The following is a 20,750-nucleotide window of genomic DNA, read 5'->3' on the forward strand; positions in this document are numbered from 1 at the left end:
ACCGTCCTACGGGGGGGCCGGGCGCCGTCAGCCGGAGACTCTGACCCTGGGGTCCACCCAGGCGTAGAGCAGGTCGACGATGAGGTTGCAGATGACCACGAAGAACGCACCGAACAGGGTGACGCCCAGGATCACGGGAAGGTCGCTCTGCACGATGGCCTGGACCGCGTAGCGGCCGATGCCGTTGAGCGAGTAGACCTGCTCGGTCAGCACGGCGCCGCCGAGGACCAGACCGATGTCCAGACCGAAGATCGTGACGATCGGGGTGAGGGTGGGGCGCAGGCCGTGCTTGAACACCACGGTGCGCTCCTTGAGCCCCTTGGCGCGGGCCGTGCGGATGTAGTCCTCCCCCATGGTCTCCAGCATGCCCGCGCGGGTCTGCCGGGCGTACTGGGCGGCCTGGAGGAAGGCGAGGGTCAGCCACGGCAGGATCATGCCGGTGGCCCAGGCCAGCGGGTTCTCGGTGATCGGGGTGTAGCCCGGGCTGGGGAAGATCCCCCAGGCGTGGACCAGGAAGGCCAGGGCGAGCAGACCGGTGAAGAAGACCGGCATGGACACGCCGGCCAGGGCGACGCCCATGGACAGGCGGTCGAAGATGCTGCCCTTCTTGATGGCGGAGATGATACCGACGGTCACACCACCGACCAGCCAGATGACGCCGGCGCCCAGGCCCAGGGTGAGGGTCACCGGAAGCCGGTTGATGATCTCCGGGAAGACCTCTTGGTAGGTCTGGAAGGAGTAGCCGAAGCACGGCGCGGAGCACTGCACGATGTCGCGGCCGAACTGGTATTCGGCGCCGACGAAGATGCCCTTGATGAACTCCCAGAACTGCAGCGCGATCGGCTGGTCCAGGTTGAGCCGGTCGATGGTGGCCTGGATGGCCTCGGGAGTGGGGGCCTTGCCGACGTACATCGTGGCGAGCTGCTCGGTGGTCTGCCCGGCCAGCCGCGGCACGACGTAGAAGATCACGAACGTCACCATGGTGACGATCGCAAGCAGCAGGACGCCGGCGCCCAAACGACGGAGAATGTAAGTGAGCAACGTGGCCGGCCGCGAAGGCCGGCCGAGCCCTTGTGGGACCCGGCCGCCCCCGCGGCCTTCACCTGCCTTCTAACTGGTCGAAGGTGCGGGTGTCGGACTTACTGTTCGGTGTTCGCGACGCCGAGGGCCATGTAGTCGTACATGGCGTAACCGGCGTGGAAGTAGACGTTGGTGAGGTTCTCAGGCCGGTACAACACCGACTTCTCGAACACCGCGGGCAGGATCGAAGCGCTCTCCATGACCAGACGGTCGATCTCGCTGTAGATCTGCGCCTGCTCCTCGGGGTCGGTCGTCTTGGTGACGTCGTCCAGGAGCTTGTTGATCTCCGGGTCGTCCAGCTCGGAGATGTTGGAGTTGCCGGCGTCCTTGATGTTGTCGCCGTCGACGATGTAGCTCAGGAAGCCGTAGCCGGTCGGCCAGTCGGGGATCCAGCCGTAGATGTTGAGGCCGAGCTCGTTCTCGTGGACGAAGTCCGGCGAGCCCGCCTGGGTGTTGGTGAAGGTGTCCGAGGGGTACTGCTTGATGTTCACCTTGATGCCGACGTTCTGCAGGCTCGCCTGGAGCGCCTCGGCAGCGGCGACCTCGGTGGGACGGTCGGCCCGGACGCCGAGGTTGGTGCTGAAGCCGTCGGGCTCGCCGCACTCCTCCAGCTTCTCCTTGGCCTTGGCCGCGTCACCCTTGTTGCCCTCGGAGGGGTACAGGTCGATCTCGGGGTCGTGCCCGGCGATCGCCGGCGGGATGACCTGGGTCGGGATCGAGCCGCCGACCTCGCCGCCCCAGGCGCGCTGGAGCGCGTCGTGGTCGGCCGCGTACATGATCGCCTGGCGGCAGGCCACGTCGTCCAGGGGCTCGACGACGTTGTTGATGGCGATGTAGCGCACGGCGCCGGTCTCGGGGTTGTCGATGAAGGGCTTCTGGGCCTCGTCGGTGAGCACCTGGCCCTTCATCGCCGGGCCCAGGCCGGTGCCGCCCAGGTCGACGTCGAGCTGGCCGTTGACCAGACGCTGGTCGATCTCGTTCTGGTCGACGCTCTCCTCGACCGTGATCCGGTCCGGCAGCGCCTTGCGGATCGGGTCGGTCTCGGGGTCCCACTGGTCGTTGCGGACCAGGGTCAGGCCCTTGCCCGGGCTGTAGTCGCTCTCGAACTTGTAGGGACCGGAGGAGACCACCCGGGTCTGGTACTGCTCACCGCGGTCGGCCTCGGCCGGGACCGGGGCGCTCTGCGGCTGGACCAGGACGTAGGGGAAGTCGGCGAACGGCTCCTTGAGGTGGAAGATCAGAGTCGTGTCGTCGGGGGTCTCGATGCCGTTGAAGCCGGCCAGCGGGTCGCCGTCGTTGGCGTAGGGGCCCGCGTAGTCGTCGCTGTCGGCGAGGAGGGAGGCGAAGTACTTGGGACCGTTGGGCAGGGCCTGGTCGCCGAAGTTGCTGCGCGCGATCGCGTACTTGATGTCCTCGGCGACGATCGGCGAGCCGTCCTCGTACTTCAGGCCCTCGCGCAGCTTGACCGTCCACGTCAGACCGTCGTCGCTGACCTCGGGGTACTCCGCGGCGAGGTCGGGGACCGCCTCGGTGGACGCGGCGCCCGGCTCCGGGTTGTAGGTCATGAGGGTGCGCGCGTAGTAGCGGCTGAAGTTCCACATGTACCCGTAGTAGGTGTTGCCCGGGTCCATGCTCTCGACGTTGGAGCTCATCGCATAGCGCAGCGTGCCGCCCTTGGCATCGGAGGCGTTGACGATCTCCGTGCTGCCCTGGTCGTAGCTGCCGCTGGCCTCGCCGCCGCCGCTCTCGTTACCGCCGCAGGCGGTCAGCAGCAGGGACGCCGCCGCGCCGAGCGCGACGAATCCCAGTGCTCGGTTCCTCAATGTTCTGCCTTTCTCGCGGGCTGCGGGATGGGAAGGGGTGCTCTCCGGGCCTACCGGTGTCCCAGGTGACGGGAATCCGGTGGCGCTAGTCGGAGGAACGGGGGTCGAAGGCGTCGCGGAGGCCATCACCGAGCAGGTTGAACGCGAGGACCGTGATGAAGATGGCCAGGCCGGGGATGATCACGAAGTGCGGGGACGTCGTGTAGTACTGCAACGAGTTCGACAGCATGCCGCCCCAGCTGGGGGTGGGCGGGTTGATGCCGACGCCCAGGAAGGAGAGGGACGCCTCGAAGATGATGTTGGTCGGGATCAGCAGCGTCGAGTAGACGAGGATCGGCGTGACCAGGTTCGGCAGCAGCTCCCGGAACAGGATGTGGGTGTTGCTGGCTCCCAGGCTGCGCGCCGCCTCGACGAACTCGCGCTCCTTGAGACTGAGCGTCTGGCCCCGGACGATTCGCCCGATGTAGGGCCAGTTGAAGAAGCCGATGATGAAGATCAGCACTCCCACGCGCAGCCCGTTGCCGGTGAGGCCGAAGGCCCCGTCGGGGATGACGCCGGCGAGCGCGATCGCGAACAGCAGCAGGGGGAAGGCGAGGAAGATGTCCATCGCCCGGCTGATGACGGTGTCGACCCAGCCGCCGAAGTAACCGGCGACGATGCCGAGCACGGTGCCGATGAAGACGCACAGCAGGGTGGCGCAGAACGCGACGAGCAGCGAGATCTGGGCGCCGTAGACGATGCGGCTGAACAGATCGCGCCCGTTGACCGGCTCCAGGCCGAGGAGGTGGTCCCCGCTGATGCCGCCGGTCTTGTCGAGACCGCTCATCGGGTCGTTGGGGTCGTTGAGGACGCCACCGGTGAGCGGGTCGATCAGGTTCTGGTGGAACTCGTTCGGCGGGTAGCCGAACAGCTTGGTCAGCACGGGGGCCAGGATCGCGGTGAGGATCAGCAGGATGACGACGACGCCGCCGGCCATGGCGACCTTGTCCCGCTTGAAACGCTGCCAGGCGATCTGCCGAAGGGACCTGTTCGCGGTGTTGCGAACGCCTTCGGTGATCGCCTCTGGTTCGGCCTTCTGCGCCGACTCCGGTGCGTCCAAAGGCGCGGTCATGGCACCACTACTCCCCCACTACTCCCGCTTGTGGCTGCGGCGTTGACTCCGGTGGATTCTCCGGACGGTCGGCTTCCTCGGCGGCGCAGGCGTCCGCCCGCGCCCCGGCGGTCTGCCGTTACTGACGGTGAGTGGGTGGCTCTCCGTCAAGGGCGCGCGCACGGGCTCACTTAACGGCCGAAGTAAACACAGCTAACGCACGCTGTGCGCCGGGTAGCGCACGGCGAACAATTTACGCCGCGATACATTCCCGATCGTCCAATTTGCCGCGTTGTGGCTGAATCGTGACACGAGCCTCATAGATCCGTCACTTCAGGTCACATCACGCTGGGAAAGGCGACCGGAACAGAGTGTGCACGACGGGCTCGCCCAGCTCACCGAGACGCGCCTCGGCATGGACGATTCGTTATGCTCACCCCTCCATGCTATGGACATGAAACACACTTTTCGCCACATCTAGGACACACAACGGTCGCCGCTCCCGGAACGGGAACGGCGACCGAAAAACAGTGGACACCGGAAAGGCCGATCGCTAAAGGGGTTCGCTTCGCTTTCGGCCCTCGTTTAGGGGAGCTTGCCGCGGCGAGGGCGACCCCCTGGGCCACGGTGTGATCCCCGCCACTCCGCACCCTCAGCCGATGCCGCGGCGGCGCAGCAGCTCCTCGATGTCGCTGAAGTCGTCGTCCTCGGACGCCTTGGCCGGACGAGCTCCGCCCGTCCCCGGCGAGGCCTCCACCTGGGGCGTCCGCGGGCCTTGCGCGGCCTTCGGCGCGCCGGCGTCCGCGGCCTTGGGACGCCGCCCACCGGCCCCACGCGCCCGCATGATCCCCGACACCACCCACAACACCACTGCCAGCCCGGCCACGGCGACCCCCGCCCACACCAGCGGGTCGAACGCCAACCGGGCGAAGAAGCGGACGAGATCGGCGACGATGCCCCACAGCACCGTCAACATCCCCATCAGCCCCGCGGCCAGCGGCAACAGCGACCAGGCCACACCGCGCAGGCCCGCCGCGGCCCCCTTACGCCGCCACACCCCCCAAGAGATCAGCAGCCCCACCACCGTGAGGGCCGCTCCCAGCACCTGGCCTTCGAACGGAATCTGCGTCGGCATGTCCTCAGTCTCGCACCGTGACCTGCGCCGTCGCATCCGGTAGCTCCCCTAGGGAAGGGAAAACCGGCCCTGACGCGCGCAGCCCTTCGCGCCCGGGGCGCGAAGGGCTGTCGGCGGGAACGGCTACTCGGTCGCGGTCGTGCCGAGCGCCATGTAGTCGTACATCTTCCAGCTCGGGTTGAAGAAGGCGTTGGTCAGGTTGTCCGGCCGGTAGAGAACCGACTTGTGGAAGACCATCGGCACCAGCACGGCCTGCTCCATGACCAGCCGGTCGATCTCGGCGTAGATCTCGACCCGCTCGGCCTCGTCCTCGATCGTGACGACCTCGTCGAAGAGCTTGTTGATCTCGGGGTCGTCCAGCTCGGAGATGTTGGAGTTGCCGGCCTCCTTGATGGCGTCACCGTCGAGGATCTGGCTCATGTAACCGTAGCCACTGGGCCAGTCCGGCATCCAGCCGTAGAGGTTGATGCCCAGCTCGTTCTCGTGGACGAAGTCCGGCGAGCCCGCCTGGGTGTTGGTGAAGGTGTCCGAGGGGTACTGCTTGATGTTCACCTCGATGCCGGCGCGGGCCAGCGACTCCTGGACGGCCTCGGCCGCGGCGACCTCGGCCGGACGGTCGGAGCGGATGCCCATGTTGGTGGAGAACCCACCCTCTTCGCCGCACTCCTCCAGCTTGGCCTCGGCCTGGGCGATGTCCCCCTGGTTGTTCTCCGAGGGGTACAGGTCGAGCTCGGGGTCGGCGCCCGCGATCGACGGCGGCAGGACCTGCGTGGCGATCGTGCCGCCGATGTCACCGCCCCAGGCGCGCTGCACCGCGTCCCGGTTGATCGCGTACTGCACGGCCTGCCGGCACGCCTGGTTGTCGAACGGCTTGACGTGCACGTTGAGGTTGAGGAAGTAGTGCGCCCCGTTCTCGGGGTTGTCCAGGTTGACCTTCTCGGCCTCGTCGGTGACGACCTGGCCCTTCATCGCCGGGCCCAGGCCGGTGCCGCCCAGGTCGACGTCGAGCCCGCCGTTGACCAGACGCTGGTCGATCTCGTTCTGCTCGACCCCCTCCTCGACCGTGATCCGGTCCGGCAGCGCCTTGCGGATCGGGTCGGTCTCGGGGTCCCACTGGTCGTTGCGGACCAGGGACAGGCCGCTGCCGGGGTTCCAGTCCTCCTCGAACTTGTAGGGACCGGAGGAGACCACCCGGGTCTGGTACTGCTCGCCCTTGTCGGCCTCGGCGGGCACCGGCGCGCTCTGCGGGTGCACCATCACGTAGGTGAAGTCGGCGAACGGCTCCTTGAGGTGGAAGATCAGAGTCGTGTCGTCGGGGGTCTCGATCGCGTCGAAGCCGGCCAGCGGGTCGTCGGGGTCGGCGTAGGGCCCCTCGTAGTCACCGGACTGGTCGAGCAGCTGCTGGTAGTACTTGGGACCGTTGGGCAGGGCCTGGTCGCCGAAGTTGCTGCGCGCGATCGCGTACTTGATGTCCTCGGCGACGATCGGCGAGCCGTCCTCGTACTTCAGGCCCTCGCGCAGCTTGACCGTCCAGGTCCGGCCGTCGTCGCTGACCTCGGGCAACTCGGCGGCCAGGTCGGGGACGACCTCGCGGCCGGCCTCACCCGGCTCCGTGGCGTAGGTGTAGAGGGTGCGGGCGTAGAAACGGCTGAAGTTCCAGATGTAGCCGTAGTAGGTGTTGCCCGGGTCGGTGCTCTCCATGTTGGCGGAGATCGCGAAGCGCAGCGTGCCGCCCTGGGCGTCGGAGGCGTTGACCTTCTCGGTGAGCCCCTGGTTGAACTCGACGTCGGCGGCGGCTCCGCCCCCGTCATCTCCCCCGCCCGAACAGGCGCCGAGCAGCAGGGTCGCGGCGGCTCCCGCCGCAACGAACGCCAATGCGCGTCGTCTTCTCAATGTCGTGGCCTCTCTCACGGGGTCGAAGGACGGGTGTCCGGGGCCGGTGGTGACCGAGTGACCGGACGATAGGAAGGGCAGACGAACCGACCGGTACGGATGGCGTCCATCGATTCATGCGGCACTCTATTTGAATTCCTCCCGTTTTCCCGGGCGTGTCCCAATCGTGATTGAAAGCCGATGTGACCGCGATCCTCCGAAAACGCTCTGAAATCAGGTGAATACAGAAAGGAGGCGACGGTTCATCCGTCGCCTCCTTGGTCCGCGGGGCCGCCCGGACCGTCCCACGTCGGGCTCAGCCGCGGGGCTGTTCCACCAGGCCGCGCAGCCACGCCGCGTCGACCCCCTCGAGCGAGGGGATGACCGTGCGGCCCGGCGCCGGTTCGAGCGGCACCTTGTGGGGGACGGCCACCGTGACACAGCCGGCCGCCTGCGCCGAGGCCACCCCGGTCGGGGAGTCCTCCACCGCGACACAGCGGGTGGGGTCGACGCCGAGGAGCCGCGCCGCCTTCAGATAGGGCTCGGGGTGGGGCTTGTTGTGCGCCACCTCGTCACCGGCCACGACCACGTCGAAGTACGCGGCGCCGATCTGCTCCAGCACCGTCTCGGCCAGTCCGCGGTGGGTGGAGGTGACCAGGCCCGCCGGGATACCCGCCGCCGCCACGTCGGCGACGAGTTCGGCGGCGCCCGGGCGCAGCTGCGCCCCCTGTTCCACCCTGCGCCGCATGGCCTCGTACATCATCGCGACGACCCGATCAGGACCGACCGTGGTACCGGTCAGGTCGATGATGTAGCCGGCGACCGCGCCGGCCGCTCGGCCGACGTTGCTCCGGTGGTCGTGGTCGGTCCACGTGCCACCGAGCGCCTCGGTGACCTCGGCCTCGGTGTCGCCCCACATCCCCTCGGTGTCGACCAGGGTGCCGTCCATGTCGAACAGGACGGCCTGGAGATCGGTGGCGGGTCGGGGGGAGACGGGGGCGGGGCTCTGGATGGAGGTCATACGTTGAAGTATTTCGCTTCCGGGTGATGGACGACGATCGCGTCGGTGGCCTGTTCGGGAACGAGCTGGAACTCTTCGGACAACGTCACACCGACCCGTTCCGGTTCCAGCAGGCGCATGATCTTGGCGCGGTCCTCCAGATCGGGGCAGGCGCCGTAGCCCAGCGAGAACCGGGCACCGCGGTACCCCAGCTTGAAGAACGCGTCCAGGTCGGCCGGGTCCTCGCCCGCGTACCCCAGCTCCGCGCGCACCCGCGTGTGCCAGTACTCGGCCAGCGCCTCGGTCAGCTGCACCGACAGGCCGTGCAGCTCCAGGTAGTCGCGGTAGGCGTTCTTCTGGAACAGCTCCTGGGTGGCCTTGCTGATGGCCGAGCCGACCGTGACGACCTGGAAGGCCACCACGTCGAGCTCGCCGGAGGACTTGGGACGGAAGAAGTCGGCCAGGCACAGGTGCCGGTCACGGCGCTGGCGCGGGAAGGTGAAGCGGGTGCGCTCGCCCCCGTCCTCGTCGAGGACGACGAGATCGTCGCCCTCGCTGTAGCAGGGGTAGTAGCCGTAGACGACGGCCGCCTCCAACAGCCCCTCGGTCTGGATCCGGTCCAGCCACATGCGCAGCCGCGGACGCCCCTCGGTCTCGACCAGCTCCTCGTAGGAGGGGCCGTCACCGCGCGAGCCCTTCAGTCCCCACTGCCCCATGAAGGTCGCGCGCTCGTCGAGGAAGGCCGCGTACTCGGCCAGCGGCAGCCCCTTGCTGATCCGGTCGCCCCAGAACGGCGGCTCGGGGACCGGGTTGTCGACGGCGACGTCGCTGCGCTCGGGCATCTGCTCGGGTTCGGTCACCTTCAACCGGGCGCCGGTCTTGACCCGCCGCTGGCGCAGTTCGGGCAGCTTCGCGCCCGGGACGCCGCGCTTGACCGCCATGAAGGCGTCCATCAGGCGCAGTCCCTCGAAGGCGTCGCGGGCGTAGCGCACCTCGCCGTCGAACAGCTCGGCGAGGTCCTGCTCGACGAAGGAGCGGGTGAGCGCGGCCCCTCCCAACAGGACCGGGTAGCGCTCGGCCAGCCCCCTGGAGTTCATCTCCTCCAGGTTCTCCTTCATCACCACCGTCGACTTCACCAGCAGGCCGGACATGCCGATGACGTCGGCGCGTTCCTGCTCGGCGGCCTCCAGGATCGCCGACACCGGCTGCTTGATGCCCAGGTTGACGACGTCGTAGCCGTTGTTGGACAGGATGATGTCGACGAGGTTCTTGCCGATGTCGTGCACGTCGCCCTTGACCGTGGCGAGCACGATGCGGCCCTTGCCCTCGTCGTCGCTCTTCTCCATGTGCGGTTCGAGGTAGGCGACGGCGGCCTTCATCACCTCGGCCGACTTCAAGACGAAGGGCAGCTGCATCTCGCCCGAGCCGAACAGGTCGCCCACGACCTTCATCCCGGCCAGCAGCGTGTCGTTGACGATGGCCAGCGCCGGGCGTTCGGCCAGCGCCTCGTCGAGGTCGGCCTCCATCCCGACGAGCTCACCGTCGATGATCCGCCGCTCCAACCGCTCCCACAGCGGCAGGGCCGCCAGCTCCTCGGCGCGCGAGGCCTTGAGCTGCTGGGCGTCGACCCCCTCGAACAGCTCCAGGAACCTCTGGAGGGGGTCATAGCCCTCGGACCGCCGGTCGTAGATCATGTCGAGCGCGACCGTGCGCTGTTCCTCGGGGATCCGGTTCATCGGCAGGATCTTGGAGGCGTGCACGATGGCGGAGTCCAGCCCCGCCTCGACGCACTCGTGCAGGAAGACCGAGTTGAGCACGATCCGCGCGGCCGGGTTGAGACCGAAGGAGACGTTGGACAGGCCCAGCGTGGTCTGGACGTCGGGGTGGCGCCGCTTGAGCTCGCGGATGGCCTCGATCGTCTCCAGCGCGTCGCGGCGCGACTCCTCCTGCCCGGTGGCGATGGTGAAGGTCAGGCAGTCGATGATGATGTCGGCCTCGCGGATGCCGTAGTCGCCGGTCAGCTCGGTGATGAGCCGCTCGGCGATCTCGACCTTCTTCTCCGCGGTCCGCGCCTGGCCCTCCTCGTCGATGGTCAGCGCCATGAGGGCGGCGCCGTATTGGACCGCCAGGGAGGCGACCTTGGCGAAACGGGACTGGGGCCCGTCGCCGTCCTCGTAGTTGACGGAGTTGAGGACCGCGCGCCCGCCGATCATCTCCAGCCCCGCCTCCAAGACCTCGGGCTCGGTGGAGTCCAGGACCAACGGCAGGGTGGAGGCGGTGGCCAGGCGCGAGGCGAGTTCCCGCATGTCGCGCACGCCGTCGCGACCCACGTAGTCGACGCACAGGTCGAGCATGTGGGCGCCGTCACGGATCTGGTCGCGGGCGATCTCGACACAGTCGTCGTAGCGCTCGGCGATCATCGCCTCGCGGAAGGCCTTGGAGCCGTTGGCGTTGGTGCGTTCGCCGATGGCCAGGTAGCTGGTGTCCTGGCGGAACGGCACGCTCTGGTAGAGCGAGGCCGCCGACGCCTCGCTGAGGGGCCGGCGGTTCTTGACGCCCCGCCCCGCGACCCGCTCGACGACCTGGCGCAGGTGCTCGGGTGTCGTGCCGCAGCACCCGCCGGCCAGCGACAGCCCGAACTCCGAGACGAACGCCTCGTGGGCGTCGGCCAGCTCTCCGGGCTGCAGCGGGTAGACCGCGCCGTCGGCGCCCAGCTCGGGCAGGCCCGCGTTGGGCATGCAGGAGATCGGCAGGCGCGAGTGCTGCGACAGGTAGCGCAGGTGCTCGCTCATCTCGGCGGGACCGGTCGCGCAGTTCAGCCCGATGGCGTCGATTCCCAGCGGCTCCAACGCCACCAGTGCCGCGCCGATCTCCGAGCCCAGCAGCATGGTCCCGGTGGTCTCGATGGTGACCTGCGCGATCACCGGGACGTCGACCCCCGAGGCGACGCGGGCCCGATGCGCGCCGATCACCGCGGCCTTGGTCTGGAGGAGGTCCTGACAGGTCTCGATGAGGATCGCGTCGGCGCCTCCGTCGATGAGCCCCTGGGCGCACTGCTGGTAGTAGTCGCGCAGCGTCGCGAACGCCGCGTGGCCCAGCGTGGGCAGTTTGGTGCCCGGCCCCACCGACCCCAGCACGTAGCGCGGGTGGTCGGCGCTGGAGTAGGAGTCGGCGACCTCCCGCGCGACGCGGGCGCCGGATTCGGCGAGCTCGTAGGTGCGCTCGACGATGCCGTACTCGCCGAGGTTGCCGAAGTTCGCCCCGAAGGTGTTGGTCTCGACGCAGTCGACACCGACGTCGAGGAAGGCCGCGTGCGTGGCGCGCACCACGTCGGGACGGGTGACGTTGAGGATCTCGTTACATCCCTCGTGCCCCTGGAAGTCGTCGAGGTCGAGGTCGTGTGCCTGAAGCATCGTGCCCATGGCGCCATCGGCCACGATGACGCGCTTGGACAGGACTTCCCGGAAGGAGGGGCGAGAACTCATGGCTCACAACTTTAGTGTCGGAGGACCGCCCGAACCCTGGCAGGTCCGCGGCGGGGCGGACCACGCGGCCGGGGACCCCTGTGTCCTCACGCCGCGGGGCGGCAGAACGCGGCGTTTCCGGCCACCTCGCACGACGATACCTCACCCCCCTCCGCCCCTCCCGCCCCGAAGAGGTCCGGAACATCCGGGGGCGCAGCGCTGTTGACACAGGGGTGATGAGTCGTCCCTCCAGGTCAACGAGGCACCACCGCGTCACCGCGCAGTGGGCTGGCCGACACTTGCCCCTCGCCCCCTGCGACGTGGCAGGGCCAACGCATAGGGTGGGTCCGTCCGACCACAAGTGGCCCGGCTCCGCCCGCGGGAAAACCCCTCCACACGGAAGGCCTGGTCCGTTACGGTGCGGGCACGATTGGATGTCGATGTTGTCGACCGGACTGTCCCAGAACGGACATCCGGAATGTAAGGAGGCGGCCTGTGCCTGAGCTCGACAGCGTTCCCGAGCTCGTCGAGCCCGTCATGGTGGCCGCGTTCGATGGCTGGAACGACGCCGGTGAGGCGGCCAGCGCGGTGATCGAGCACCTGGCCACGGTCTGGGAGGCGCGGGAGCTGCTGCGCCTGGACTCCGACGACTACTACGACTTCCAGGTCACACGGCCACGTGTGACGATGGCCGACGGCCACAACCGCGGCATCACCTGGCCGGCGACCCGGGTGTCCCTGGCCCGCCCCTCCGGCGGCGGACACGTGGTGCTGGTGCGCGGGATCGAGCCGAACATGCGCTGGCGCGGCTTCTCCAGCGATCTCCTGGCGGTGGCCCGCGAACTGGGCGTGCGCCGGGTCATCCTGCTGGGCGCGCTGCTCGCCGACTCCCCGCACACCAGACCGGTTCCGGTCACCGGCGTGGTCTCGCCGCCCTCCCTGGCCGCGTCGCTGCCGGTGCGGCTGGAACCGGCCTCCTACGAGGGGCCCACCGGCATCGTCGGCGTGCTCCAGGACGTCTTCGGGGCGGCCGGGCTGGAGACGATCTCGCTGTGGGCGGCCATCCCCCACTATGTCGCCCAGCCGCCCTGCCCCAAGGGGACGCTGTCGCTGCTGCGCCGCGTCGAGGACATCCTCGACCTCACCGTCCCCCTCGGGGAGCTGCCCGAGGAGGCCCGCGCCTGGGAGCACGGCGTGGACGAGCTCGCCTCCGAGGACTCCGACATCGCCGGCTACGTGCGCAGCCTGGAGGAGGCCAAGGACGCCGCCGAGCTGCCCGAGGCCAGCGGCGAGGCGATCGCCCGGGACTTCGAGCGCTACCTCAAACGGCGCGGCCAGGGCTGAGGTCCCCGGAGACCGGGCGCGCCGTCCTGCTCAGGGCAGGATGGCGCGCCACTCGCCGGTGGCGACGACCGCCGCCCAGGCTCCCGCGATGCGGGCCAGGCCACGGCGGACCTCGTCGACCACGGCCGGGGCCAGCGGTGACAGCGCGGCCTCGCCCGGCGCCAGCCGGACGGTCACCCGCAGGCCGTCGAGGACTCGTTGGGCGCGCGCGACCGTCTCGGGGTCGGGCTGCCCGCCCGCGGCGTGGCGCAGGTGCGCGTACAGACCGTCGCGCAACGTGACGGCCTCGCTGTGGTCGGCCAGCGTGATGGGGATCGCCCCCTCGGTGACCAGCCGGTGCTTACGCAGGAACGCGGCCAGCCCCGCCCGGTCGGACAGGGAGTCTCCGGAAAGGACGAAGGCGCGGATGAGCGCCGCGGCGGCGCTCGTGTCGGTGGGGGTTGTCATGATCTCATCTCACCACGCGACGCGACCACGCCATGACGTTTCGTCGGTCCGGTGCCGGTCGTCCGTCGTCGCGCGCGACGACGGACGACCGGCGGCGCTCACTCGCCGCTCTCGCGGATGGCGGTCAGGAGGCGTTCGGCCGTGCTCGCCGCCTCTTCGTCCCCGGCCGCCCGGAACAGGCCGATGGCCGCCTCGGCCTCCCTCTCGGCGTCGCCCGGCTGCTCGTTCCACAGGAGCCTGGCCCGGTCGAAGCGGATCGAGGCACGGGTCCAGTGGGCCTGTTCCTCGGGGATGTCCAGACCGGAATCGGCCACCGCGCGGTCCAGCCACTCCTCCGCCCGCTGTGAGGCCGATCGCGCCTCCTGGTGTTCCCCCGCCCAGTGGTGCGACATGGCGGCACGCTGGTGGCGGTCGGCGGCCTGGAAGGGTTCGCCCAGCTCTTCCCACATCCGCGCGGCCGCGTCGAAGCGGGCGGCGGCCTCGGCGTCCCGGTCCAGGCCGCTCAGCAGCAGCGCCGTCTCGTCGGTGAGCATCGCCAGGGCGGGCGTGGTCTGCTCGGCGCCCTCCAGTCCGATCAGTTCCTCCCACCGTGTCAGGGCGTCCTCGACCTCGCCGATGGCCGTGAGCGAGCGGGCCAGGATCTCCCGCAGCGCCATGCGCTCGCCCTTGTCGAAGCCCGCCTCCTCCTCGACCGCCAGGGCCTCCTCGGCCACCTCCGCGGCCTCCAGGTGGCGTTCACCGGCGAGGTAGGCGGCGGCCAGCGGGAAACGCGCGTGGGCGGCGGGCTCGGCCTGCCCCGACGCGGTGAACAGGGCGACCGCCTCCGCCAGCGGCGCGATCGCCTCGGCGGACCGTTCCGTCCCGTGCAGCCACCGGCCCTGGAGGAAGAGCGCCGTGGCCCGCAACCCGTCGGGGACCTCATCGGGATCCTGCGCGACCGCCTCGGCGAAGGCCGCGTCCACGGGCTTGTCGTCGCCTCCCTGCGACGCCAGCGCCTGGAGGGCCTGGGCGTGCCACAGGGACGCCTCGGCGAGGGCCAGCGGGGCTCCCACCGCCCGGGCGGTCTCGCGCACGACGGCGAGCTCCGCGGCGAACTCCTCCACAGCGGCGTCGGCGCGCACCATCGCGTGGGCGTGGGCCCGGCGGACGGCGAGGACCGTCGTGGGCTCCTCCGGTCCCAGGTCCGCGGCCTCCTCGATGAGCTCCAGCGCCCGCTGTGGATCCTCCCCCAGCAGGACCTGGGCGTAGCGGACCCGCGTCATGACACGCTCATCGACGTCGGCGTGAAGATCCTGGTGTTCCAGCGCGGCCTCCAGGTATTCCCGTCCGGCCTCCTCTCCCTGCTCCAGGAGCAGGGCGCCCAGACGGCCGAGGGTCCGGTGGCGCTCGATGTCCAGGCCGACGGCGGCGAACGCCTCGGCGGCCGCGCGGAAGGCCTCGGCCGCGCCCGGCAGGTCGCCCGCCCATCCGCGCAGGCCACCCTCCAGTTCGGTGCGGCGGGCAAGGGCCTCGGCGGACGGCTGCGCCTCGCGGGCGAGAGCGTCGAAGCGCTCCAGGACCGTCCGGGCCGCCTGGCAGCGGCCGACCCGCCACAGCCCCACGGCCCGTTCCAGCAGCTCCGCGCCGTCCCCGGAGGTGTCCACCCGGGGACGGGGCGTGTCCGCCGGCGACATCGACGTGCGGGAACGGGCCGGCCGGGGCGCGTGTTCGCTGAGGGGCAGGTGGTCAAAGAGCGGCTCGGCCTCCAGTCGGGCCCGCACCCGATCGCCCTGGGCCGTGGTGCGGTTGCGCTCATCGAAGCGCGCGGCGATCTCCAGGGCGTCGGCGCGCAGGAGATCGCGCAGCTCGTGGGCGGTGACGTCGCCGGCCGGGCGGTCGCCGTGGGCGGGGCGCCCGACGGTCAGGTGGCCGTGACCGGTGGCGGCGAGCCGGTCGAGCAGCAGCGCGGCGGAGGCCGCGAACATCATCGCGTCATGCGGGGTGGGGGGCGTGTCATAGGTCCCCAGGTGGCGTTCCAGGATCTCCAGGCCGCGCGCCTCATTGCCGGTGAGCGCGCAGAAGTAGAGGTGGTCGCCGATGGCCGCGAGGTAGTGCGCGGGGTTGCGGCGGTGGACCCGGTAACCGCGACGGTGGGCGTCGACGGCCTCCTGGGGACGGCCGGTACGCAGGTAGGGCAGCATCAGGGTGCGGAGGATGTCCTGGGGCTGCTCGGTGCAGGTGAGGTGGCCGTCGAGGACGGGGCGGGCCAGCTCGATCGCCGCCTCGTCCGCGCCCGCCAGGATGAGATGGGAGGCCATGGAGGAGGGGTCGCAGCCCTCGCAGTCGGAGTTGCCGTCACGCGGCGTGGTGCGCCACAGCTCGAACTGCTCGGCCGCGGTGACCGCGTCCCCGATGTGGCGGGCGACGACGTTGCGGTAGTGGTGGACCGCCTGGAGACTGTGGCCGCCCTCGCGGTAGCGCCGTTCCATGTCGTCGAGGACGGCGTAGGTGCGCTCCAGCGGGATCTCGGGGAACTCGGTGAGGGAGTTGACGATCCACTTGAAGTGCCAGAGCAGCTGCTCCTGCGCGCCCGTCCCGTAGCGGGCGGGGTCGGCGTCAAAGGCGCTCAGGCACCGGGAGAAGGTGGTGAACGCCTTGGCGGGCTCGCCCCCGTGCTGGTAGGCGCTGGTCAGGCGCATGCGCAGGTGGAACAGGTCGAACTCGTCGGCGCCCGCGACGGTGGCGGCGCGCAACGCCTCTTCCATGACCAGGGTCTTGGCCGTGCCATAGGGCAGGCCGGCCGCCTGCTCGAACAGGTCGCGCCAGTCGCGCTCGCTCACGTGTTCTCCTCGGGGTCGGATCGGACCGCCCAGTCGAGCAGTCCGAGGAAGGACTGGTTGAGCGCCGCGGTGTCGGCCGGACGCAGGGGGTGTCGCCCGTGCAGCAGCGCCTGGCCGTACAGCGAGCGCACGGCCAGGGCGATGAGGTCGGGGTCGGTCAGCGTCGTCACGCGCCGGGTGAGGGGGTTGGCGTGGTTGAGCACCAGCCGGGGACGGTCCGCGGCGAGCGCCGGCTCCAAAGCGCCCAGCACGTCGGCCCACAAAGGGTCGGCCGCGGCCCGGGACTCGTTGAGTTCCGCCTGGTGCTCGGCGGCCCGGCTGGTCAGGTAGAGCGCGGGCACCGCGGCCGGGGCGTACTCGCGGACCACGACGGCGCACCCCAGGGGGTCCATCGCGCCCTCGGCCGCGGCGAGGAAGTCGCGCAGGCGCAGTCCGGTGGCGGAGTCGACCATGCCGAACCTGGTGCTGAGCTCGCCGGGGTCCAGAGGGCGCAGCCGCAGCTTCGGATCCAGCTCGCCCAGGCGCTCGATGATCTCGGCGTCGTAGACGTAGCCGCCGTTGACCAGGCCGATGCCCTGCGCGGCCGAGACCGCCGAGAGGCCGCGGAACTCGTCGACGTCGCGGGTGAAGCGGGCGTCGGGGTGGCGGCGGGCGAACTCCGCGAGCGTCATCGCGCCGTCGCTGGTCTCGAACTCCAGCCAGCGGTAGACCAGCTCCAGCATGCCGTCGTCGTGGACGGCGAGGGCCTTGACCCCGATGTGGTGCAACCGCAGGAACTCGCGCAACCGGGTGGGGTCGCTCTGGGACAGGGCGACCAGCCAGTCGCGCAGCCGCTCGCCCAGCGCCTCTCGGACGTGGCCGAGCAGGTCGTCCTCGTACAGCGCCTCGCGCGAGGCCGTGGGACGCAGCTCCTCCGCGTCGACCACACAGCGGACGAAGAACGCCCAATCGGGCAGCAGGTCGGGGACGTTGCCGGCGAGCAGCATGCGTTTGAGGTAGACCCGGTGGGTGGCCCGGGCCGTGGGATTGGCCGATGTGGGCAGGACGAAGGCGACGCCGCTCAGGCCGGCCTCGGGGACCTCCAGGTCGATGATGTCGAGCGGGGTGAACCCGAACAGTTCGCGGCAGTAGGACTCCAGCGCGGCTCTTCGCCGGGCGGGCGTGGCGTGGGCGGCCCGCCAGGGCACCGCGTCGCCGGTGACGGGGGTGGGGCCGACGGTCAGCGTGACGGGGAGCAGGGAGCCGTACTCACGGGCGAGTTCGGTGATCGTGCGGGTGGTGAACCACTCCTCGCAGCCGGGGCGGGGGCGCAGCACGACCGTCGTGCCGACCTCGGGCCGCTCCTCGGCGGCCTTCTCCACGCGGTAGCGGCCGTCGGCCCGCCCGATCCAGCGGATCGTCGGCCCTCCCCCGGCCGAGCGGGTGACGACCTCCACCTCGTCGGCCACCAGGAACCCCGACAGGAGGCCGATGCCGAACTGCCCCAGGAACTCGTGCCGGGCGTAGCCCAGTTCGTCGCGCTTGGCCGAGCGTCCGATGGTGGCCAGGAGCTCGTGCACCTGTTCCTCGGTGAGGCCGATCCCGGAGTCGTGGACCCGCAGGGTGTCGTCTCCTCCGGTGCCCGGCGGCTCGATGTGCACCTCGGCCGGAGCCTGGGGGTCGGCGGCCCGGCGCGCGGTGATGGCGTCCACGCCGTTTTGCAGCAGTTCGCGCAGGTAGACCCGGGGGCTGGAGTACAGGTGTCGGCTCAGCAGGTCGACGACTCCGCGCAGATCGACCTGGAAGGCCCGTTCGGCCACGTCTCGTCCTCTCCCGCCGCATGACGCCCCACGCGCCCGCGCGGGATGCGGCGGTTGAACCGTAACGCAGACCGATGACGGTTTTGCCGCTTTTTTGCCTGGGTGCTCGTCCCGCGGCCACGCCCCCTTGACGGTGCCGCCCGGGAAGGCGGCACCGGAGCGGGAGAGCGGCGGCTACAGCTCGACGCCGAGGAGAGCGTCCACCGTGGCGCGTACCAGCGCCGGCGCCTCGGGGTCCGCCCCCTCACCGGCCAGGACCGCCGCGGCCCAGGCGTCGACGGCCGCGACGGCGGTGGCCGTGTCAAGGTCGTCGGCCAGGGCGGCGCGGACGCGGTCGAGCACCGGAGCGGCGTCGGGGCCGGAGGAGGCCGCCACCGCGGCCCGCCAGCGCTCCAGGCGCTCGGTGGCGCCGGCCAGCTCGGCGTCGGTCCACTCCCAGGCCGTGGCGTAGTGGTGCGGCAGCATGGCCAGGCGGATGGCCATCGGGTCGACCCCGGCGGCGCGCAGGCGGGAGACGAAGACGAGGTTGCCACGCGACTTCGACATCTTCTCGCCGTCCAGGCCGACCATGCCGACGTGGACGTAGTTGCGCGCCTGGGGGTGGGTGCCGGTGGCACAGCGGGCCTCGGCCGCGCCCATCTCGTGGTGGGGGAAGACGAGGTCGTCTCCACCCCCGTTGACGTCGAAGCCCATGCCGAGCTCGCGCAGCGAGATGGCGCTGCACTCGACGTGCCAGCCGGGGCGGCCACGTCCCAGCGAGGTGTCCCAGGCCGGCTCGCCCGGCCGCTCGGCCCGCCAGAGCAGCCAGTCCAGCGGATCCTTCTTCCCGGAACGCTGCGGGTCGCCCCCGCGCTCGGCGAACAGCCGCAGCATCTCCTCGCGGTCCAGGCCGCTGACCTCGCCGAACCCGCGGGCCGCGGCCACCGAGAAGTAGATGTCGCCGTCGAGCTCATAGGTGGCGCCGCGGGCCCGCAGCTTCTCGATGAACTCGACGATGAGGTCGATGGACTCGACGACGCCCACGTAGGCGCGCGGCGGCAGGATGCGCAGCGCCGCCATGTCCTCGCGGAACACCTGGATCTCGCGCTCGGCCAGTGCCCGCCAGTCCTCGCCGGTGGCCTCGGCGCGCTCCAGCAGCGGGTCGTCGATGTCGGTGGTGTTCTGGACGTAGTCGACCTGGTGGCCCGCGTCCCGCCAGACCCTGTTGACCAGGTCGAAGGTCAGGTAGGTGAAGGCGTGCCCCAGGTGGGCGGCGTCGTAGGGGGTGATGCCGCAGACATACATCCGCGCGGTCGGCCCCGGGTCGGTGGTACGCAGGCCACCGGTGACGGTGTCGTGGACGCGGAGTGGCCCGCCGTTACCGGGCAGGCTGGCGATGTCGGGCGCAGACCAGGAACGCATAACGTAGAGACTATCCGCCCATCTGGGCGGAAAAGGTGGTGACGCAGGGTTTCCCGGAGTGAGATGGGTCGGCGGGGGCTCTGCGCCCCCGCGCGGTCACGCCCCGTTCCGGTGGAGCCGGACGATCAACCCGACGCTGGCCGCCACCGCGCACCCGCACACAACGGCCATGGCGTGGTTGCCCAGACGCCAGTGGACGAGGGCGGCCACGAGCGCGACGACGTAGAGTAACCAGTATGACGCCGGTTCCCAGGAGAGGTGGGCGGATCCGCCCATGTCCCCCGGTCCGGGTGACGGCCCAGGCACCGGGACACGCACCTCCTCACGCATCGGACGCCCGGCGTCGTGCCTCATCGGCCCCGCCGACAGCCCGTTGCTCGTTGTTTACGCTGGAGAGGACGTGTTTCCCGGGACATGGGTTTACCCGTGGGCGGGTGCGGATGCGCGCCGCCCGGTCCCTCAGCCGACCATGTACCAGGCCCCGGGGTCGCCCGGGCTCCCGTTGAACGCGTAGCGCACCACCCCCGGCGCGACGGCCAGCAGGGTCACCGACGTGCTGGCCCAGGCGCGCCCGCCGGGCAGATCCATCCGGGCGAACAGGGCGGAGGAGTCCCCGCCCTCCTCCCCTGCGCCGCGCGCGGGCCCGGCCGCGGCCTCGTTCACGAGGGACAGCCAGCCGCCCCAGATCTCCTCCGGCCGGCTCGCGGCGCGCAGCTCCCCGGCCCCCGTCCGTGGAAGTGCCGCGGTGAACAGCGGCGCGTGGCGGCGGGCCCGGGGAGCCTCGGGATCCCAGCCGCTGTTGACGAGGACGTGCACCCCGGGCGGCAGCCTCCTGCCTAGGAGCCGGGCGCCGTCCCAGGAGTACAGGACCGCCTCCGCCGGATCGGCCCGCAGCAGGTGGAAGGGGTCGAAGCGCGCCGCCTCGGCCGCGTCCGGCACCGCTCCGTGGGCCGCCGCCGACAAGGGGAGCTCTCCACGGCTGCTCCGGCCGGCCGGCCCGCCCTCCTCGGCCGGCGCGCGCTCCATCCTCGGGGTGACCTCGGGAAACCCGTTCAGTACGGCGCCCACGCGCGGGACGGCCCCCGGGGCGACCGCCAGCCACGTTCCGCCCGCTCGCAGGTCCCGTCCCCCCACGACCTCGGGCAGCCTTGGCCAGTGCCGGGCGGGCGGCAGCCAAGGACGATCGGTCATCTCATCGCGCACGGCCGCGATCAGCAGCGGAACCGGCGCCGCCGGATCGTGGAAGACGACGACCGTGCACATGGGGCCTCCCTTCGGCGCCGGACCGGCCGGCACGGGAACCGGACCGAACCCGGGAAGCGGGTGCGAACACCCGATCCACTCGTGATGGTGGCACTACCGCAGCGGGATCGTCCCTCCCATAAGCTCAGCGCAGCGCCCGCAGGCCCCTATTGTGGCAGCGGCCCCTCCACGCGCTTCGCGCGGGACGGGCCTGCCGGCCGCGGGCCTTCCCGC

The 20,750-nt window shown here is 70.6% G+C and carries 14 protein-coding genes; 1 reads left to right on the plus strand and 13 read right to left on the minus strand.

Annotated features, from left to right (window positions below):
• Window positions 1-27: 27 nt before the first annotated feature.
• The 7 genes from B5D66_RS22380 to metH form a co-directional block, all read right to left on the minus strand.
• Window positions 28-1,041: an ABC transporter permease gene (locus tag B5D66_RS22380; RefSeq protein WP_078763781.1), complete on the minus strand. Its 1,014-nt coding sequence runs from the start codon at window positions 1,039-1,041 to the stop codon at window positions 28-30.
• A gap of 98 nt (window positions 1,042-1,139) precedes the next feature.
• Window positions 1,140-2,903, minus strand: a complete 1,764-nt coding sequence (locus tag B5D66_RS22385; RefSeq protein WP_144390268.1) for an ABC transporter substrate-binding protein — start codon at window positions 2,901-2,903, stop codon at window positions 1,140-1,142.
• A gap of 85 nt (window positions 2,904-2,988) precedes the next feature.
• Window positions 2,989-4,014, minus strand: coding sequence for an ABC transporter permease (locus B5D66_RS22390; RefSeq protein ID WP_078763783.1), 1,026 nt, complete (start codon window positions 4,012-4,014; stop codon window positions 2,989-2,991).
• A 631-nt stretch (window positions 4,015-4,645) separates the two neighbouring features.
• Window positions 4,646-5,128: a cellulose synthase gene (locus tag B5D66_RS22395; protein ID WP_078763784.1), complete on the minus strand. Its 483-nt coding sequence runs from the start codon at window positions 5,126-5,128 to the stop codon at window positions 4,646-4,648.
• Between the two features lie 123 nt (window positions 5,129-5,251).
• The gene (locus B5D66_RS22400; protein WP_235001167.1) at window positions 5,252-7,003 is read right to left on the minus strand and encodes an ABC transporter substrate-binding protein; all 1,752 of its coding nucleotides are present in this window, start codon (window positions 7,001-7,003) and stop codon (window positions 5,252-5,254) included.
• 313 nt (window positions 7,004-7,316) lie between these two features.
• Window positions 7,317-8,021, minus strand: coding sequence for an HAD family hydrolase (locus B5D66_RS22405; RefSeq protein ID WP_078763786.1), 705 nt, complete (start codon window positions 8,019-8,021; stop codon window positions 7,317-7,319).
• A complete protein-coding gene (metH, locus tag B5D66_RS22410) occupies window positions 8,018-11,485 on the minus strand; it encodes a methionine synthase (RefSeq protein ID WP_078763787.1) in 3,468 nt (1,155 codons plus the stop codon). The genes B5D66_RS22405 and metH overlap by 4 nt, the downstream gene beginning before the upstream one ends.
• A 474-nt stretch (window positions 11,486-11,959) precedes the next feature.
• Between metH and B5D66_RS22415 the strand changes: the two genes are divergently transcribed.
• Window positions 11,960-12,808, plus strand: coding sequence for a PAC2 family protein (locus B5D66_RS22415; RefSeq protein ID WP_078763788.1), 849 nt, complete (start codon window positions 11,960-11,962; stop codon window positions 12,806-12,808).
• A 30-nt stretch (window positions 12,809-12,838) separates the two neighbouring features.
• On the opposite strand, the gene B5D66_RS22420 is transcribed toward B5D66_RS22415, so the two are convergent.
• From B5D66_RS22420 to B5D66_RS22450, 6 genes are all read right to left on the minus strand, one after another.
• Window positions 12,839-13,255, minus strand: a complete 417-nt coding sequence (locus tag B5D66_RS22420; protein WP_078763789.1) for an ABATE domain-containing protein — start codon at window positions 13,253-13,255, stop codon at window positions 12,839-12,841.
• A gap of 98 nt (window positions 13,256-13,353) precedes the next feature.
• Window positions 13,354-16,074, minus strand: coding sequence for an ATP-binding protein (locus tag B5D66_RS25280; protein ID WP_144390269.1), 2,721 nt, complete (start codon window positions 16,072-16,074; stop codon window positions 13,354-13,356).
• Entirely contained in the window at window positions 16,071-17,873 is a 1,803-nt protein-coding gene (locus B5D66_RS22435; protein WP_078763791.1) for an HSP90 family protein, read from the minus strand. Before B5D66_RS22435 ends, B5D66_RS25280 begins: the two co-directional genes overlap by 4 nt.
• A gap of 174 nt (window positions 17,874-18,047) precedes the next feature.
• Window positions 18,048-19,274 (minus strand): cysteine--1-D-myo-inosityl 2-amino-2-deoxy-alpha-D-glucopyranoside ligase, encoded by a 1,227-nt coding sequence (mshC, locus tag B5D66_RS22440; RefSeq protein WP_078763792.1) that lies wholly within the window; start codon window positions 19,272-19,274, stop codon window positions 18,048-18,050.
• Between the two features lie 96 nt (window positions 19,275-19,370).
• The gene (locus B5D66_RS22445; protein ID WP_235001168.1) at window positions 19,371-19,580 is read right to left on the minus strand and encodes a hypothetical protein; all 210 of its coding nucleotides are present in this window, start codon (window positions 19,578-19,580) and stop codon (window positions 19,371-19,373) included.
• Between the two features lie 153 nt (window positions 19,581-19,733).
• On the minus strand, window positions 19,734-20,537 hold the full coding sequence (locus tag B5D66_RS22450) for an NRDE family protein (RefSeq protein ID WP_078763793.1): 804 nt from the start codon (window positions 20,535-20,537) through the stop codon (window positions 19,734-19,736).
• Window positions 20,538-20,750 lie beyond the last annotated feature (213 nt).

It is taken from the genome of Marinactinospora thermotolerans DSM 45154, from assembly GCF_900167435.1.
Taxonomy (GTDB): Bacteria; Actinomycetota; Actinomycetes; order Streptosporangiales; family Streptosporangiaceae; genus Marinactinospora; species Marinactinospora thermotolerans.

What these genes read in the sequence shown, in the direction of transcription:
- B5D66_RS22420 (WP_078763789.1), bottom strand. Translation starts at nt 13,255, where the DNA reads ATGACAACCCCCACCGACACGAGCGCCGCCGCGGCGCTCATCCGCGCC.
- B5D66_RS22395 (WP_078763784.1), bottom strand. Translation starts at nt 5,128, where the DNA reads ATGCCGACGCAGATTCCGTTCGAAGGCCAGGTGCTGGGAGCGGCCCTC.
- B5D66_RS22405 (WP_078763786.1), bottom strand. Translation starts at nt 8,021, where the DNA reads ATGACCTCCATCCAGAGCCCCGCCCCCGTCTCCCCCCGACCCGCCACC.
- metH (WP_078763787.1), bottom strand. Translation starts at nt 11,485, where the DNA reads ATGAGTTCTCGCCCCTCCTTCCGGGAAGTCCTGTCCAAGCGCGTCATC.
- B5D66_RS22390 (WP_078763783.1), bottom strand. Translation starts at nt 4,014, where the DNA reads ATGACCGCGCCTTTGGACGCACCGGAGTCGGCGCAGAAGGCCGAACCA.
- B5D66_RS22450 (WP_078763793.1), bottom strand. Translation starts at nt 20,537, where the DNA reads ATGTGCACGGTCGTCGTCTTCCACGATCCGGCGGCGCCGGTTCCGCTG.
- mshC (WP_078763792.1), bottom strand. Translation starts at nt 19,274, where the DNA reads ATGCGTTCCTGGTCTGCGCCCGACATCGCCAGCCTGCCCGGTAACGGC.